At 63.5% G+C, this 15,190-nt stretch carries 13 protein-coding genes and 1 tRNA gene; 10 read left to right on the top strand and 4 right to left on the bottom strand.

Annotated features, from left to right (window positions below; all coding sequences use genetic code 11):
* Positions 1 to 14: 14 nt before the first annotated feature.
* The 6 genes from CUJ91_RS14075 to CUJ91_RS14050 all read left to right on the top strand — a co-directional run bounded on the left by CUJ91_RS14075 (position 15) and on the right by CUJ91_RS14050 (position 7,512).
* Entirely contained in the window at positions 15 to 1,937 is a 1,923-nt protein-coding gene (locus CUJ91_RS14075; protein WP_114156414.1) for a dipeptide ABC transporter ATP-binding protein, read from the top strand.
* Between the two features lie 130 nt (positions 1,938 to 2,067).
* Positions 2,068 to 3,630 carry a glutathione ABC transporter substrate-binding protein GsiB gene (gsiB, locus tag CUJ91_RS14070; RefSeq protein WP_114156413.1) on the top strand — a complete coding sequence of 521 codons (1,563 nt, stop codon included), beginning with the start codon at positions 2,068 to 2,070 and terminating at the stop codon, positions 3,628 to 3,630.
* A 118-nt stretch (positions 3,631 to 3,748) separates the two neighbouring features.
* Complete coding sequence (gene gsiC / locus CUJ91_RS14065; RefSeq protein ID WP_006050137.1) at positions 3,749 to 4,669, top strand: glutathione ABC transporter permease GsiC; 921 nt, start codon at positions 3,749 to 3,751, stop codon at positions 4,667 to 4,669.
* Between the two features lie 7 nt (positions 4,670 to 4,676).
* Positions 4,677 to 5,582 (top strand): glutathione ABC transporter permease GsiD, encoded by a 906-nt coding sequence (gene gsiD / locus CUJ91_RS14060; RefSeq protein ID WP_114156412.1) that lies wholly within the window; start codon positions 4,677 to 4,679, stop codon positions 5,580 to 5,582.
* Positions 5,579 to 6,676, top strand: coding sequence for a DmpA family aminopeptidase (locus tag CUJ91_RS14055; protein WP_114156411.1), 1,098 nt, complete (start codon positions 5,579 to 5,581; stop codon positions 6,674 to 6,676). Before gsiD ends, CUJ91_RS14055 begins: the two co-directional genes overlap by 4 nt.
* Positions 6,676 to 7,512, top strand: coding sequence for a M55 family metallopeptidase (locus CUJ91_RS14050; RefSeq protein WP_006050140.1), 837 nt, complete (start codon positions 6,676 to 6,678; stop codon positions 7,510 to 7,512). The genes CUJ91_RS14055 and CUJ91_RS14050 overlap by 1 nt, the downstream gene beginning before the upstream one ends.
* A 22-nt stretch (positions 7,513 to 7,534) precedes the next feature.
* On the opposite strand, the gene CUJ91_RS14045 is transcribed toward CUJ91_RS14050, so the two are convergent.
* Positions 7,535 to 8,539: an alpha/beta fold hydrolase gene (locus tag CUJ91_RS14045; RefSeq protein WP_029968011.1), complete on the bottom strand. Its 1,005-nt coding sequence runs from the start codon at positions 8,537 to 8,539 to the stop codon at positions 7,535 to 7,537.
* Positions 8,540 to 8,754: 215 nt separating this feature from the next.
* On the opposite strand from CUJ91_RS14045, the gene CUJ91_RS14040 reads away from it, so the two are divergent.
* On the top strand, positions 8,755 to 10,149 hold the full coding sequence (locus CUJ91_RS14040) for an amino acid permease (protein ID WP_029968008.1): 1,395 nt from the start codon (positions 8,755 to 8,757) through the stop codon (positions 10,147 to 10,149).
* Between the two features lie 191 nt (positions 10,150 to 10,340).
* On the opposite strand, the gene CUJ91_RS14035 is transcribed toward CUJ91_RS14040, so the two are convergent.
* Positions 10,341 to 10,425: transfer RNA gene (locus CUJ91_RS14035), tRNA-Leu, on the bottom strand.
* A 99-nt stretch (positions 10,426 to 10,524) separates the two neighbouring features.
* Positions 10,525 to 11,910, bottom strand: coding sequence for an oxygen-independent coproporphyrinogen III oxidase (gene hemN, locus CUJ91_RS14030; RefSeq protein ID WP_114156737.1), 1,386 nt, complete (start codon positions 11,908 to 11,910; stop codon positions 10,525 to 10,527).
* Positions 11,911 to 12,167: 257 nt separating this feature from the next.
* Between hemN and CUJ91_RS14025 the strand changes: the two genes are divergently transcribed.
* The 3 genes from CUJ91_RS14025 to CUJ91_RS14015 all read left to right on the top strand — a co-directional run bounded on the left by CUJ91_RS14025 (position 12,168) and on the right by CUJ91_RS14015 (position 14,071).
* Positions 12,168 to 12,476 carry a YkgJ family cysteine cluster protein gene (locus tag CUJ91_RS14025; RefSeq protein ID WP_114156410.1) on the top strand — a complete coding sequence of 103 codons (309 nt, stop codon included), beginning with the start codon at positions 12,168 to 12,170 and terminating at the stop codon, positions 12,474 to 12,476.
* 74 nt (positions 12,477 to 12,550) lie between these two features.
* Positions 12,551 to 13,141, top strand: a complete 591-nt coding sequence (locus CUJ91_RS14020; RefSeq protein ID WP_107708740.1) for a DUF1439 domain-containing protein — start codon at positions 12,551 to 12,553, stop codon at positions 13,139 to 13,141.
* A gap of 87 nt (positions 13,142 to 13,228) precedes the next feature.
* A complete protein-coding gene (locus CUJ91_RS14015) occupies positions 13,229 to 14,071 on the top strand; it encodes an undecaprenyl-diphosphate phosphatase (RefSeq protein ID WP_029968002.1) in 843 nt (280 codons plus the stop codon).
* A 106-nt stretch (positions 14,072 to 14,177) separates the two neighbouring features.
* Here CUJ91_RS14015 and trmB read toward each other — a convergent pair whose 3' ends face one another.
* Positions 14,178 to 14,960 carry a tRNA (guanosine(46)-N7)-methyltransferase TrmB gene (trmB, locus tag CUJ91_RS14010; RefSeq protein WP_114156736.1) on the bottom strand — a complete coding sequence of 261 codons (783 nt, stop codon included), beginning with the start codon at positions 14,958 to 14,960 and terminating at the stop codon, positions 14,178 to 14,180.
* Positions 14,961 to 15,190 lie beyond the last annotated feature (230 nt).

Below are 15,190 nucleotides of genomic sequence, written 5' to 3'. Positions count from 1 at the left end.
TTAAAGGAACCACCGTGCCGACTTCATCGCACACCGCCAGCCCGCTTATTGAACCCTTGCCGCCGCAGCGCGTGCTCTCGGTCGACAACCTGTCGGTTGCGTTTCGCAGCGGCGAGACCACGTTTAACGCGGTGCGCGATCTGTCGTTCACGGTCGAGCGCGGTGAGACGCTCGCGATCGTCGGCGAATCGGGGTCCGGCAAATCGGTGACATCGCTCGCGTTGATGCGGCTGATCGAGCACGGCGGTGGGCGCCTTGCCGGCGGCAGCATCATGTTCCGGCGCCGCGACGGCAACGTGCTCGACCTCGCGAAAGCGTCGTCGGGCACGATGCGTTCGATTCGCGGCGCCGACATCGCGATGATCTTTCAGGAGCCGATGACGTCGCTCAATCCGGTCTTCACGGTGGGCGATCAGATCAGCGAGGCCATTTCGCTGCATCAGGGCAAGAGCCGTTCCGCGGCGTTCGCCGAGACGTTGCGCCTGCTCGAACTCGTGCGCATTCCCGAGGCGCGGCGCGTGGCCGCGCGCTTTCCGCATCAACTGTCGGGCGGCATGCGCCAGCGCGTGATGATCGCGATGGCGCTGTCGTGCAAGCCCGCGTTGCTGATCGCCGACGAACCCACCACCGCGCTCGACGTGACCATTCAGGCGCAGATTCTGCAACTGATCCGCGGCTTGCAGGACGAGATGAACATGGGCGTGATCTTCATCACGCACGACATGGGCGTGGTCGCGGAAGTCGCAGACCGCGTGCTCGTGATGTATCGCGGAGAAAAAGTGGAAGAGAGCGCGTCGGATACGATTTTTGCCGCTCCGTCGCATGCTTATACGAAGGCGCTGCTCGCGGCCGTGCCGCGTCTCGGCGCGATGCAAGGCACCGATCAGCCCGCGAAGTTTCCGATTCTGACCGTCGAGCAGGCGAGCTTGAGCGGCGCCGATGAACCCGTGCGCCCCGCGGCCGCCGTCGCGAAAGAAGAACAACCGCGCGTCGATGAAAGCACGCCGCCTATTCTGCGTGTGCGCGATCTCGTCACGCGCTTTCCGGTGCGAAGCGGTCTCTTTGGCCGCCTGACCGGCCGCGTGCATGCGGTCGAAAAAGTCAGCTTCGATTTGCGGCCGGGCGAGACGCTCGCGCTCGTCGGCGAGTCGGGCTGCGGCAAGTCGACCACGGGTCGCTCGTTGTTGCGACTGGTGCAAAGCCAAAGCGGTTCGATCGAATTCAACGGCCGCGAAATCAGTTCATTGACCGGCGCGTCACTACAGGCATTACGCCGCGACATCCAGTTCATTTTTCAGGACCCGTTCGCGTCGCTCAATCCGCGGCTCACGGTCGGCTTTTCGATCATGGAGCCGCTGCTCGTGCACGGCGTCGCGCAAGGTGCCGAAGCGCAAGCGCGAGTCGCGTGGCTGCTCGAAAAAGTCGGCTTGCCGCCCGAGGCCGCGCGCCGCTATCCGCATGAATTCTCCGGCGGTCAGCGGCAACGCATCGCGATTGCGCGCGCGCTCGCATTGAATCCGAAAGTCGTGATCGCCGACGAATCCGTTTCCGCGCTCGATGTCTCCGTGCAGGCGCAGATCGTCAATCTGATGCTCGATTTGCAGCGCGAACTGGGCGTCGCGTATCTGTTCATTTCGCACGACATGGCGGTGGTCGAGCGCGTCAGTCATCGCGTGGCCGTGATGTATCTCGGACAGATTGTCGAGATCGGGCCGCGTCGCGCGGTGTTCGAGGCGCCGCAGCATCCGTACACGAGAAAGCTGATGGGCGCGGTGCCGGTTGCCGATCCGGCGCGCCGTCACGCGAAACGCATGCTCGCCGCCGACGAAATCCCGAGCCCGATCCGCGCATTGAACGATGAGCCTGTGGTAGCGCCGCTTATCGCGGTCGGACCGGATCATTTCGTCGCGCAGCATCGCGTGGGCGGTGCGTATTGAACGAGTCGTCAAAGCAGAACGATTAAAGCAGCACAGCAAAAAGCAAAGCAAAAAAGCCTCGGCGCAACACGCCGAAGCAAGTCGTCAAACACAACCTAAACCGTTTCAACTCGCAGCCTGGAGCCAACTCATGAACCTGCTGGTCCCGTCTTCTCCGTTTCGTTTGCGCGCGCTGCTCGGCGGCGGCGCAGTAGTGTTCGCCATGCTCGCGGGCAACGTCGCGCACGCCGAAACCACTGCCATGATGGCCGTCGCCACGAACTTCACGACGCTCGATCCGTACGATGCCAACGACACGCTCTCGCAAGCCGTCGCGAAGTCGTTCTATCAGGGCCTGTTCGGCTTCGACAAGGACATGAAGCTCGTCAACGTGCTCGCCGACAGCTATGAAGCGAGCCCCGATGCGCGCGTCTACACGTTCAAGCTGCGTCATGGCGTCAAGTTCCAGGACGGCACGGACTTCAACGCAAACGCTGTCAAGGCGAACTTCGACCGCGTGACCGATCCGGCGAACAAGCTCAAGCGCTACAACATGTTCAACCGTATCGAGAAGACCGAAGTGGTCGATCCGTACACGGTGAAGATCACGCTGAAGGCGCCGTTCTCGGCATTCGTGAACGTGCTCGCGCATCCGTCGGCGGTGATGATTTCGCCTGACGCGCTGAAGAAATACGGCAAGGACATCGCGTTCCATCCGGTCGGTACGGGCCCGTTCGAATTCGTGAAGTGGGACCCGGCAGGCGACCTGACGGTGAAGAAGTTTGCCGGCTACTGGAAGAAGGGCTACCCGAAGATCGACGCGATCGACTGGAAGCCGGTGGTCGACAACAACACGCGCGCCGCGTTGATGCGCACCGGCGAAGCGGACTTCGCGTTTCAGGTGCCGTTCGAGCAGGCTGCGCAATTGCAGTCGAGCCCGAAGGTCGATCTGATCGCATCGCCTTCGATCATTCAGCGCTATATCAGCCTGAACCTGAATCAGAAGCCGTTCGATAACCCGAAGGTGCGCGAGGCGCTCAACTACGCGGTCAACAAGGAAGCGCTGACGAAGGTCGTGTTCGCCGGTTACGCAACGCCGGCTGACGGCGTGGTGCCGCAGGGCGTCGACTATGCGGTGAAGCTCGGGCCGTGGCCGTACGATCCGGCGAAGGCGCGCGCGTTGCTGAAGGAAGCCGGCTATCCGAACGGCTTCGAAACCACGCTGTGGTCCGCGTACAACTACTCGACGGCGCAGAAGGTCATTCAGTTCGTGCAGCAGCAACTCGCGCAGGTCGGCATCAAGGCGCAGGTCGAAGCGCTTGAAGCCGGTCAGCGCGTCGCCCGCGTCGAAAGCGCGCAGGACGCCGCCACTGCGCCGGTGCGCATGTATTACGCGGGTTGGTCGTCGTCGACGGGCGAAGCCGACTGGGCGATCACGCCGCTGCTCGCAACGGTCTCGTTCCCGCCGAAGATGATGAACACGGCGTACTACAAGAACGATACCGTCGACAGCGATCTGAAGCAGGCGCTCGAAACCACCGACCGCGCGCAGAAAGCCGCGCTCTACACGGACGCGCAAAAGCGCATCTGGGCCGACGCCCCGTGGATTTTCCTCGTCAAGGAAAAGGTCGTGTATGCGCGCAGCAAGCGTCTGTCGGGTGCGTATGTCGCGCCGGACGGTTCGTTTAACTTCGACGAAATCGCCATCAAGTGACGAGCCGGGCGCGCGGCGCTGCACGTCGATCAGGACGCTTCAGGACGCGCGGCGCCGCGCGCTCGCATGTGCAGTACATGGTATTTCGTTGCCCGAATCATTGCCGGATTGAGCTTCAATGCTGAATTTCATCGTCAAACGTCTCTTTGGTCTGCTGCCGACGCTCGCGATCGTCGCGGTGCTGGTCTTTCTGTTCGTGCATCTGCTGCCGGGCGATCCAGCGCGGCTCGCGGCCGGTCCCGATGCCGACGAAGCGACCGTCGCTCTCGTGCGCGCCGACCTCGGGCTCGACAAGCCGATGCCGCAGCAATTCGCGCGCTTCTTCGTGAAGATCGCGCACGGCGACTTCGGCATTTCCACACGCAGCAAGCGGCCCGTGAGCGAGGAGATCGCCGAGCGCTTCATGCCGACGCTGCTGCTCACGCTCGCGAGCATGGTGTGGGCGGTGGTGCTGGGCATGGGCATCGGCATCGTGTCGGCGGTGTGGCGTAACCGTTGGCCGGACCGGCTCGGCATGACGCTTGCCGTGTCCGGCATTTCGTTTCCTGCCTTCGCGCTCGGCATGCTGCTGATGGAAATCTTCTCGGTGAAGCTCGGCTGGCTGCCTATCGTCGGCGATGGTTCGTGGCAGAGCTACATCCTCCCTTCGCTGACGCTCGGCGCGGCCGTCGCGGCCGTGATGGCGCGCTTCACGCGCGCGTCGTTCGTCGAAGTGATGAACGAAGACTTCGTGCGCACCGCGCGCGCGAAGGGCGTGCCCGAGCGGCTCGTGATCGTCAAGCACTGCCTGCGCAACGCGATGATTCCCGTCGTCACGATGATGGGGCTTCAGTTCGGCTTTCTGCTCGGCGGCTCGATTGTCGTCGAGGTCGTGTTCAACTGGCCGGGCCTCGGGCGCCTGCTGGTGGATGCCGTGTCGATGCGCGACTATCCGGTGATTCAGGCGGAGGTGCTGTTGTTCTCGCTCGAATTCATCATCATCAACCTGGTCGTGGACGTGCTGTACGCCGTGATCAATCCGACTATCCGTTTCAAGTGAGGCCCGCATGAGCACGACAGCCACCGAGCCGAATGCGGCCAAACCTACGAGCGGCGAGCGCACGATCCGCACGCCGTGGAGCGAATTCTGGCGCAAGTTTCGCAAGCAGCATGTGGCGCTGGCCGCCGGCATTTTCGTGCTGCTGCTGGTCGTGGTCGCGATTGCCGCGCCGCATATCGTGCCCTACGACCCGGAGAATTTCTTCGATTACGACGCGTTGAATGCGGGGCCTTCCGCTGCGCACTGGTTCGGCGTCGATTCACTGGGCCGCGATATTTTCAGCCGCATTCTCGCGGGCTCGCGCATCTCGCTCGAAGCAGGCTTTCTTTCCGTTGCGATAGGCGCGGTGATCGGCACGTTCTTCGGGCTGCTCGCCGGTTACTACGAAGGCTGGTGGGATCGCATCACGATGCGCGTGGCCGATGTGCTGTTCGCTTTCCCCGGCATTCTGCTCGCGATCGGCGTGGTCGCGATTCTCGGCAACGGCATGGTCAACGTGATCTGCGCGGTGGCGATTTTCAGCATTCCGGCGTTCGCGCGGCTCGTGCGCGGCAATACGCTGATGCTCAAGCAGCTTACGTATATCGAAGCGGCGCGCAGTATCGGCGCGTCGGACTGGACCATCATCGTGCGTCATATCTTGCCGGGCACGATTTCGTCGGTCGTCGTGTACTTCACGATGCGTATCGGCACGTCGATCATCACGGCCGCGAGCCTGTCGTTTCTCGGACTTGGCGCGCAGCCGCCGACGCCCGAGTGGGGCGCGATGCTCAATGAAGCGCGCGCCGATATGGTGACGGCTCCACATATCGCGCTGTTCCCGAGCCTCGCGATTTTCCTGACCGTGCTGGCGTTCAACCTGCTCGGCGACGGTTTGCGCGATGCGCTCGATCCGAAACTCGATCGCGCATGAGTTCGATGCAATCGCAACCTTCGCAGGCTGATAACAACGCGCCGCATATCGGCACATTGCCGGGCGGTGCGCTAGGCACGATCGCCGATGTAGAGGGCGTCACCGTCGGACATTGCACGCTCGCTGAAGGCGCGCTGCAAACCGGCGTGACCGTCATTCGTCCGCATGCGGGCGATCCGTTTATCGACAAGGTGCCCGCGGCTGTGTCGGTGATCAACGGCTTCGGCAAGAGCATCGGGCTCGTGCAGGTCGATGAACTCGGCACGCTCGAAACGCCGATTGCGTTGACCAACACGTTCGGCGTGGCCGCGGTGGCGCAGGCGCAGATTCGCGCGGCGATTAACGCGAACCCAGGCATTGGGCGCGAGTGGCCGACCGTCAATCCGCTGGTGTTCGAATGCAACGACGGATACCTCAACGATATTCAGGCGCTTGCCATCGGCGAACAGCATTTCAACGATGCGTACGCGGCAGCCGGCACGAAGGTGACAAGCGGCTCGGTCGGCGCGGGCCGCGGCATGTCGTGCTTCGATCTGAAGGGCGGCATCGGCACTGCATCGCGCATGGTGAGCGTTAGCGGACGAGAGTACGTCGTCGGTGCGCTCGTGCTCGCTAACTTTGGACGCTTGCCGATGCTGGTTGTCGACGGCCATCCTGTCGGGCGCATCCTGGCTGAACGCGCGGCGAAAGCGAAAGCCGAAGCCGATGCAACAAAGCCCGAGCAAGGCTCGATCATCATGATCGTCGCCACCGATGCACCGCTCGACGCGCGTCAACTCAAGCGCCTTTCGTTGCGCGCGGCAGCGGGCCTCGCGCGGACGGGTTCGGTGTATGGCCACGGCAGCGGCGACATCGCGCTCGCCTTTTCGACGGCCTACACGGTGCCGCATCTCGCGCAATACATTGCGCTGCCGCCGCTCGTCGCCGATCAATGCATGGACCCGCTTTTTCGCGCCTGCGCCGACAGCGTCGAGCAGGCGATTCTCGACGCGTTGTGGAGCGCGCAATCCGTCACCGGCCGCGATGGCCATCGACGTCTATCGCTGCGCGAGAGCGTCCCCGACCTCGCTCATTTACTCAAGCAAAGTCCCTGATGAAAGTCCTTATTTCCGCCGACATCGAAGGCATAGCCGGCGTATTTCACCCCGAGCAAACGCGTGCGGGCAACGGCGAATATGAGGCCGCGCGCCGCTGGATGACGCTCGAAGCGAACGCCGCAATCGAAGGCGCCTTTGCGGGCGGCGCGACGCAAGTGTGGGTCAACGACTCGCACGGCGGCTTTCGCAATCTGCTGCCCGATCTGCTCGACGCACGCGCTCAGGTGGTGCTCGGCAAACCGCGCACGCTCGGCATGATGGCGGGCCTCGAATACGGTGCGTCGCTCGTGTTCATGATCGGCTATCACGCGATGTCGCAAACGCGCGGCATTCTCGCGCACACCATCAACAGCTTTGCGTTCGCGCGCGTTTCGCTGAACGGCGTGGAGGTGGGCGAGGCCGGTTTGTACGGTGCGCTCGCTGAAGAATATGGCGCACAGGTAGCGCTTTTATCGGGCGACGATGTATTCGCCGAGGAAACCGCGCCGCGTTTTCCAGGCGCGCGTTTTGTCGTGACGAAGAGCGCGACGGGGCACGCGAGCGGCGTCACGCAATCGCCGGCGAACGCTCGCGCGGCGATAGAGAGCGCGGCGCGCGAGGTCGTGCAGCAGCATCTCGCCGAAGGACGCGCACCGCAAGCAACGCGCGCCGCGGCCGCAAAACCCGTCGAGTGCGAACTGCGCGTGCAGACCAGTGCGCTCGCTGATCTCTTCTGTCAGTGGCCGACCATGACGCGCGTCGATGCAGTGACGCTGCGCTTTAGCGCGGCGTCGGCGGAACATGTGGTGCGCATGCTCAACTGCCTGTCCGCGATGTCGTTCATGCTGCGGTAGCGAGTGTGTTGCGGGCCTACGCCTACTGCTGCCGGCTCAATTCGCGCGCGGCGCGGTCGATCACGTCCGCAATCGCGCCCGCATGCGACACCGGCGCGAGATGGCTCGACGCAATCGGCACGATCTTCGCGCCCATCCGCTCGGCCATGAATCGCTCGACGTCCGGCGACACGGCGCGGTCTTTCGTCGTCAGCACGTACCACGAAGGCTTCTCTTTCCACGCGACCTGACTGACCGTTTCGCCGAAAGCCGTCGCGGCGATCGGCACTTGCGCCGCGGACAGCACGCGCGTCACGTTCTCGGGGACGTCGGCGGCAAAATCCGCGTGATACTTGCTGCGATCGAGCCACAGAAAGCCGCTTGCGTCCTTGGTGATGCCTGCGCCCGCCGGCATCGGCGCGGCGCGCTTCAGCAGGTCCGTCGTCGACTCGTGCAGGTCCGGCGCAACGGCCGCCACGTAGACGAGGCCCGCGACGTTCGGCGCATTCGCGCCCGCTTCGGTAATCACGACGCCGCCCCACGAGTGACCGACGAGTATCGTCGGCCCTTGCTGGCGAGCCAGCACGCGGCGTGTCGCGGCGACGTCGTCGGCGAGCGAGGTCAGCGGGTTCTGCACCGAGCTTACGTGATAGCCCTTTTGCTGCAGCTTCGCGACCACGCCGTTCCAGCTCGAACCGTCGACGAATGCGCCGTGGACCAGCACGACGTTGCGCACGGGACCGGTCATGGGCGCGGCGGCGGGCGGCGCGGCGGCGGCTTTGGCGTGCGGTGTGCTCGGCGCGCCTGAAGCGGGGGCGGGCACTGCGGCGGCGCTGGCTTCGGCGGCAGGCGCCTGGCCGGGCATCTGATCCCGTACCGCAGGCGCGGAAGATTCGGCAGCCGGGCCCGGCATGGGCAGCACGCCCGGTGCCGCAGACGTTGCAGGCTCGGGCGCCGGAGCCGGCGTGTAAGTCTGCGCGAACGCGCCGCGGCTCGCAAAACAAAGACACAAGACGGCAGCGCAAACGAGGCGTTTTTTGGGCGACATGCTGAATCTCCGGAGAGGGCCAACCCGACTACGGCAACATACCGAACCGGCGCCGCAGTGACAATCACATTCGGCGGGGGCAAGTGCGGCGCGGCACGAAGCGCGGGTTGACACCAGTATTTGGGCAATATCGGCCGGGGTAAAATTTTCGGTTCTGCCGGGGCGGGCCACAAGTCTGCTGTCGGGCGATCGAAATCCATACACTGGGACGCAATTTGAACAATGCACTACAGCAAGAGGGCCTGAAGCGCGGGCTCAAGAATCGCCATATTCAACTCATTGCGCTCGGCGGCGCGATCGGCACGGGCCTTTTTCTCGGCTCGGCGAGCGTGTTGCAGGCCGCCGGCCCGTCGATGATTCTCGGCTACGCCATCGGCGGAATCATCGCGTTCATGATCATGCGGCAGTTGGGCGAGATGGTTGCGCAGGAACCGGTGGCGGGCTCGTTCAGCCACTTCGCGTACAAGTATTGGGGCGACTTTCCCGGCTTCCTGTCGGGCTGGAATTACTGGGTGTTGTACGTGCTCGTCAGCATGGCTGAGCTGACGGCGGTCGGCACCTATGTCCACTACTGGTGGCCCAGTGTGCCGACGTGGGTATCGGCGCTCGTCTGCTTTGCCGGCATCAACGCGATCAATCTCGCGAACGTGAAGGCGTACGGCGAAACCGAGTTCTGGTTTGCGATCGTCAAGGTCGTGGCCGTGATCGGCATGATCCTGTTCGGCGGCTACCTGCTTATTTCCGGCCACGGCGGACCGCAGGCGTCGATCACGAATCTCTGGAGCCACGGCGGATTTTTCCCGCATGGTTTTCATGGCCTCTTCACGATGCTCGCGGTCATCATGTTTTCGTTCGGCGGACTGGAGTTGATCGGCATTACCGCAGCCGAGGCCGACGAGCCGCAAAAGAGCATTCCGAAGGCCGTGAATCAGGTCATCTACCGGATTCTGATTTTCTACATCTGCTCGCTTGCCGTGCTGCTTTCGCTGTATCCGTGGAACGAAGTCGCGGCCGGCGGCAGCCCGTTCGTGATGATCTTTTCGCAGATCGGTTCGACGTTGACCGCCAACGTGCTCAACGTCGTGGTGCTGACCGCGGCGCTGTCCGTGTACAACAGCGGCGTGTATGCGAATAGCCGCATGCTGTACGGTCTCGCGGAACAGGGCAATGCGCCGCGCGCGCTGATGAAGGTCGACCGGCGCGGCGTGCCGTATATGGCGATCGGCCTGTCGGCGCTCGCCACGTTCACGTGCGTGATCGTCAACTATCTGATTCCCGCGGAAGCGCTCGGCCTCTTGATGGCGCTCGTGGTTGCCGCGCTGGTGCTGAACTGGGCGCTGATCAGCCTGACGCATCTGAAGTCGCGCCGGGCGATGGTTGCCGCGGGCGAGACGCTCGTCTTCAAGTCGTTCTGGTTTCCGGTGAGCAACTGGATCTGCCTCGCGTTCATGGCGCTGATCCTCGTGATTCTCGCGATGACGCCCGGTTTGTCCGTGTCCGTGTGGCTCGTGCCGGTGTGGCTCGTGGTGATGTGGGCGGGTTATGAGTTCAAGCGCAGGCGCGCGGCGGCGCATGGGAGTGCTGCGCGGGTGGTTGGGCGGCAGAGTTGACGATCAGATGGCGCGACGGGTTGCTGTCGCGCTGCTTGCGTTGGTGGTGGCGCGCTCGGTTCGTTTTTCGAAGCGAATCGGGCGGGCGCAAACCGCGCGACAAGATTGCGAAACCAAAAACGAAAAACCCGCGAAGCGTTCAGCCGGCGCGGGTTTTCTTTGTGTTGCTTGGGTATTGCTTGGAAACTTGATGGTGCCCAGGGCCGGAATCGAACCGGCACGCCTTGCGGCGGGGGATTTTGAGTCCCCTGCGTCTACCAATTTCACCACCTGGGCAGATCTTGCGGCACACGCGTTAAAAACTCTCGCGCGGCGAAGACGCAGATTATGGCCGAAAATCCGCCGACGGGCAAGCCGCCGCCATTCGCCAGTCGTTCAGACAGTGCGCGAAAACCGTTCGAGCGTCTGCTGGCCGAGATAGTGGTCGAACACCATCGCGATGTTGCGCACGAGCATGCGTCCGGCCGTCCGCACTTCGAGCTTGCCGTCCGTGACCGACACGAGGCCGTCCTGCTCGAAGCCGCGCAAGCGTTCGAATTCGGGCTCGAACGTATCGGCGAAGCGGATACCGTACATCGCTTCGAATTCGTCGAAGCGCAGTTCCAGATTGCACATCAACTGGGTGATGATGTCGCGCCGCAAACGGTCGTCGGCGGTGAGGCGCACGCCGCGCGTGATCGCGAGTCGGCCCGCGTCGATCGCGGCGCCATACGCCGGCAGATCTTTTGCGTTTTGCGCGTAGACGTCGCCGACCTTGCCGATCGACGACGCGCCGAAGCCGATCAGATCGCATTCGGCGCGCGTGCTGTAGCCCTGGAAATTGCGGTGCAAGGTCCGCTGTGCCTGGGCGCGCGCGAGTTCGTCGGTGGGCAGCGCGAAATGATCCATGCCGATGTACACGTAGCCGGCCGCGGTCAGACGCTCCACCACGCGTTGCAGGATAGCGAGACGCTCGGCAGGCGAGGGCAGCGCCGCGGCGTCCATCTGACGCTGCATCTTGAAGAGCTTCGGCATGTGCGCGTACGCGAACACCGACAGGCGATCGGGCGCGAGCTCGATCATCGTGTCGAGCGTGCGGCTGAAGCTCGACACCGTTTGATGCGGCAGTCCGTAGATCAGATCGACGCCGATCGAATGAAAGCCCACGTGCCGCGCAGCCTGCATGACCGACGCGGTCATATCGAGCGGCTGGATGCGGTTGATCGCCTGCTGCACGAGCGGATCGAAATCCTGCACGCCGAGACTCAGCCGATTAAAGCCGAGCTTGCGCAGATGCGCGATCGTATCGGGCGAGGCCTCGCGCGGATCGACTTCGATCGAATATTCGGCTTCGCTGTCGGGCAGCAAGGTAAAGTGCTCGCGGGCCGCGCTCATCAATTCGGCGAGTTCGTCGTTCGACATGAAGGTCGGCGTGCCGCCGCCCAGATGCAATTGCGACACCGGCCGGCGCGTGTCGAAACACGCTGCCTGCAAGGCGATTTCGCGCTTCAACTGTTCCAGATACGGGCGCGCGCGCCCGCGGTTTTTCGTTGCGATCTTGTTGCAGCCGCAATAGAAACAGACGGTGTCGCAGAACGGAATATGGAAGTACAGCGAGAGGTCCGCAGCGGACGCGCCGGGATCGGCCGCCGCGCGCAGATAGTCGGCGGAGTTGAAGTCGTCGCGGAACTGAAGGGCCGTTGGATAGGACGTATAGCGTGGGCCGTTCGCGCTGTATTTGGCGAGCAGGTCGGGGCGAAAGAGCGAATTGGCGTTGGTCATGAGTGGCTTGTATTCGACGGCCGCGATAAGAGGCGCGAGTCGCGCCGGTTGCGCATGGCTTTTCGCGGACCGCGTGGGAACTGCATGCGACATGCTCGGGCGCCTCGTCAGCGTGGCCTTTATTTAGATCCTCAGTTCGAGAGCCAGTGTAAGGGAGCCGCCTCGCGCGCGATTGTGTAAAAAGGTCGCACGCGACACGGTGGCACAATGCGGGACTGGCGCTGCGGCGCCGTTGTTCGAATCCAGGAATTTTCGTCGTGAACGATGTGTATGGGCGCGTTGCAAAACGCGAGTCTCTGACCGATCATGCGTGCCGGCCCGATTGCGGCGCGTGCTGCATCGCGCCGTCGATTTCGAGTCCGATTCCGGGCATGCCGAATGGCAAACCGGCAGGCGTGCGTTGCGTGCAGCTTGGCGACGATTTGCGTTGCGCTATCTTCGGACGGCCCGAGCGGCCCGCGTGCTGTTCGGGACTGCAGCCGCAAGCCGAGATGTGCGGCGACGATCGAGGGCAAGCGCTTTTGTGGCTCACGCAACTCGAGGCGCAAACTCAGCCCGCGCATTGAATCGAACAAGTGCGATGAAACAAGTGCTTTGACAGAGGGCTAAGCCCTCAACTGTGGTCGATTGGAGAAACCGTATGGCTCGATTGGTTGCGCCGGCCCGGCGCCGTTTTTTATTCGCCGCGCTGGCAGGCGCGAGCGCGCTTGGCGCCGTCTCGCTCGCGGCGTGCGCGACGTCGACTTTTCCGTTCATTCCGTCGCACTACACGTTTTCGCAGCAGCAGGTGCAGGACGCCGTGCAGCGGAAATTTCCGTATCAGCGTACGGTTTCTCAGGTGTTCGACGTCGCGTTGAGCCATCCGGTAGTCGGCTTGCTGCCGGACGCAAATCGCGTGTCGGTGAAGCTCGACGCGCACCTCGCGAGCCCCTTCATGCCGCAGCCGGTCGACGGTGTTTTCACACTGTCGAGCGAACTCGCGTACGATGCCGCGAGCCGGTCCGTCGTGCTTAAATCGCCGAACGTCGACAACGTCAGCGTGAACGGCCAGGCGCAGGCGTACACGCAACAGATCAATGCTGCCGCCGCCGTCCTCGCGACGCAGTTGCTGAGCAATTATCCGATCTACACGTTCAAGCCGGAACAGTTGCAATTTGCCGGAGTGAACTACGAACCCGGTACAATCACGATCCTTACAAACGGTATACGCGTGCAAATCGTCGAGAAATGACGCTGTGCGCGGCCGGCAGGGCCGCGCGTCGCCGTGCTGCTCCTGCCAGTTCCGGCAATCGACAATCAATAGCGATGAGGGGCACGGATGGACTGGTTATTGGCTTGCAAGGCGTTGATTCTGGGCATCGTCGAAGGTCTGACGGAGTTTTTGCCGGTGTCGAGCACCGGGCATCTGATCGTCGCGGGCAGTCTGCTCAACTTCACCGACGAACACGCGAAGACCTTCGACGTCGTGATTCAACTCGGCGCGATTCTCGCGGTGTGCTGGGAGTTTCGCCGGCGCATCGCCAGCGTCGTGACCGGCTTGCCGAGCCGTCCTGAGGCGCGGCGCTTCACGCTCAACGTGATCATCGCAACCATTCCGGCGATCGTGCTCGGACTGCTGCTCGAAAAGTCGATCAAGGCGGCGCTCTTTTCGCCGGTGCCGGTCGCGTTTGCGCTTGTCGTCGGCGGCGTCGTCATCTTGTGGGCCGAGGCTCGGCAGCGCGGGCAAGGCGGCGAAGGCAAGGCCGCCCGCGTGCACGACGTGGACGACATGACGCCAATGGACGCGCTGAAAGTTGGCCTGGCGCAATGCTTCGCGCTCATCCCCGGCACGTCGCGCTCGGGGTCGACGATCATCGGCGGGATGCTGTTTGGTCTCGACCGCCGCGTGGCGACGGAGTTTTCGTTTTTCCTCGCGATCCCGATCATGTTCGGCGCGACGGCCTACGAGTTGTACAAGGACTGGCATCTGTTGTCCGTCGACGCGCTCGGCATCTTCGCGCTCGGTTTCGTGGCCGCGTTTGTCAGCGCGTTCCTGTGCGTGCGCTGGCTGCTTCGCTATATTGCCGGGCACGATTTCACGGCGTTCGCGTGGTATCGCATCGGCTTCGGATTGCTGATTCTGCTGGTCGGCTATAGCGGCGCGTTGAGCTGGACGGATTGACGCCGGCGCGCTCTTTTGCGCGAGACAAAAAAGAAGGTCCGCCAGTTATGTTGGCGGACCTTTTTTATTGGCGACGCCGATGTTCCGGCCGTGAGCGCTTTCGCCTTTACGCGATCTCGCGCTTGCGGAACACGAGATCCCACACGCCGTGGCCGAGCCGCAGACCGCGCCGCTCGAACTTCGTCACCGGACGATAGTCAGGCCGCGGCGCATAGCCGTCGACGGTGTTCTGCAACGACGGCTCCGCGCTCAGCACTTCGAGCATCTGTTCGGCGTAGTTTTGCCAGTCGGTCGCGCAATGCAGATAGGCGCCGGGCTTCAGCCGCGAGGCGAGCAGGGCGACGAACTTCGGCTGAATCAGGCGGCGCTTGTGATGGCGCGCCTTGTGCCAGGGGTCCGGAAAGAAAATGTGCACGCCGTCGAGGCTAGCGGGCGCGATCATTTGTTCGAGCACCTCGACGGCGTCGTGCTGAATGATGCGGATGTTGGTGAGCGACTGCTCGCCCATCAGCTTCAGCAACGCGCCGACGCCCGGTTCATGCACTTCGACGCCGAGAAAATCGTCGGCCGGACGGTGTGCGGCGATCTCCGCTGTCGTCGCGCCCATGCCGAAGCCGATCTCGAGCACGCGCGGCGCTTCACGACCGAACACGCTGTTCCAGTCCGGCTGCTGCGGCGCGAACGGCACGACGAAGCGCGGACCGAGTTCGTCCATCGCGCGGCGCTGGCCGGTCGACACGCGGCCCGCGCGCGTGACGAAGCTGCGGATGCGTCGGCGGTGCAGGGTTTCGTCTTGCAACGCTTCGGCGTCGGTCTGGTGCGCGTCGGTGTCGCTGGAGGGTGTCGGGAGTTCGTCGGGCAAGCCGGCGTCGTGGGTATCGTGGATCATGGTCGATGCTGCTACAAGGTGAAGGTCGCGGTTGGCGTGGGCATGGGGCATCGGGCGCTTGGGCGCTTTGTGACGCCGCCGCCGCGCGCGGCGCGTAGGCCGCGTCGGCGGCATATTGTGCGCGCCGATTGCCGCGTCGGCTGCCATGCGATCGCGCCGGGTTGCCGCGCCGGCCAGCCGTCGCTATAAAAAAGCCGCCTTCGTCGAGGCGGCTCGTGCCTGATTTCCGC

The organism is Paraburkholderia graminis (genome assembly GCF_003330785.1).
GTDB lineage: Bacteria > Pseudomonadota > Gammaproteobacteria > Burkholderiales > Burkholderiaceae > Paraburkholderia > Paraburkholderia graminis.
The sequence above is the reverse complement of the archived record's forward strand: the minus strand, read 5'-3'. Positions and strand labels throughout refer to the sequence as shown.

Excerpts from the sequence above, each read along its gene's own strand:
- CUJ91_RS14020 (WP_107708740.1), top strand. The coding sequence starts at position 12,551 with ATGGCTCGATTGGTTGCGCCGGCCCGGCGCCGTTTTTTATTCGCCGCG.
- CUJ91_RS14045 (WP_029968011.1), bottom strand. The coding sequence starts at position 8,539 with ATGTCGCCCAAAAAACGCCTCGTTTGCGCTGCCGTCTTGTGTCTTTGT.
- CUJ91_RS14055 (WP_114156411.1), top strand. The coding sequence starts at position 5,579 with ATGAGTTCGATGCAATCGCAACCTTCGCAGGCTGATAACAACGCGCCG.
- CUJ91_RS14015 (WP_029968002.1), top strand. The coding sequence starts at position 13,229 with ATGGACTGGTTATTGGCTTGCAAGGCGTTGATTCTGGGCATCGTCGAA.
- trmB (WP_114156736.1), bottom strand. The coding sequence starts at position 14,960 with ATGATCCACGATACCCACGACGCCGGCTTGCCCGACGAACTCCCGACA.
- gsiB (WP_114156413.1), top strand. The coding sequence starts at position 2,068 with ATGAACCTGCTGGTCCCGTCTTCTCCGTTTCGTTTGCGCGCGCTGCTC.
- gsiD (WP_114156412.1), top strand. The coding sequence starts at position 4,677 with ATGAGCACGACAGCCACCGAGCCGAATGCGGCCAAACCTACGAGCGGC.
- CUJ91_RS14050 (WP_006050140.1), top strand. The coding sequence starts at position 6,676 with ATGAAAGTCCTTATTTCCGCCGACATCGAAGGCATAGCCGGCGTATTT.
- hemN (WP_114156737.1), bottom strand. The coding sequence starts at position 11,910 with ATGACCAACGCCAATTCGCTCTTTCGCCCCGACCTGCTCGCCAAATAC.
- gsiC (WP_006050137.1), top strand. The coding sequence starts at position 3,749 with ATGCTGAATTTCATCGTCAAACGTCTCTTTGGTCTGCTGCCGACGCTC.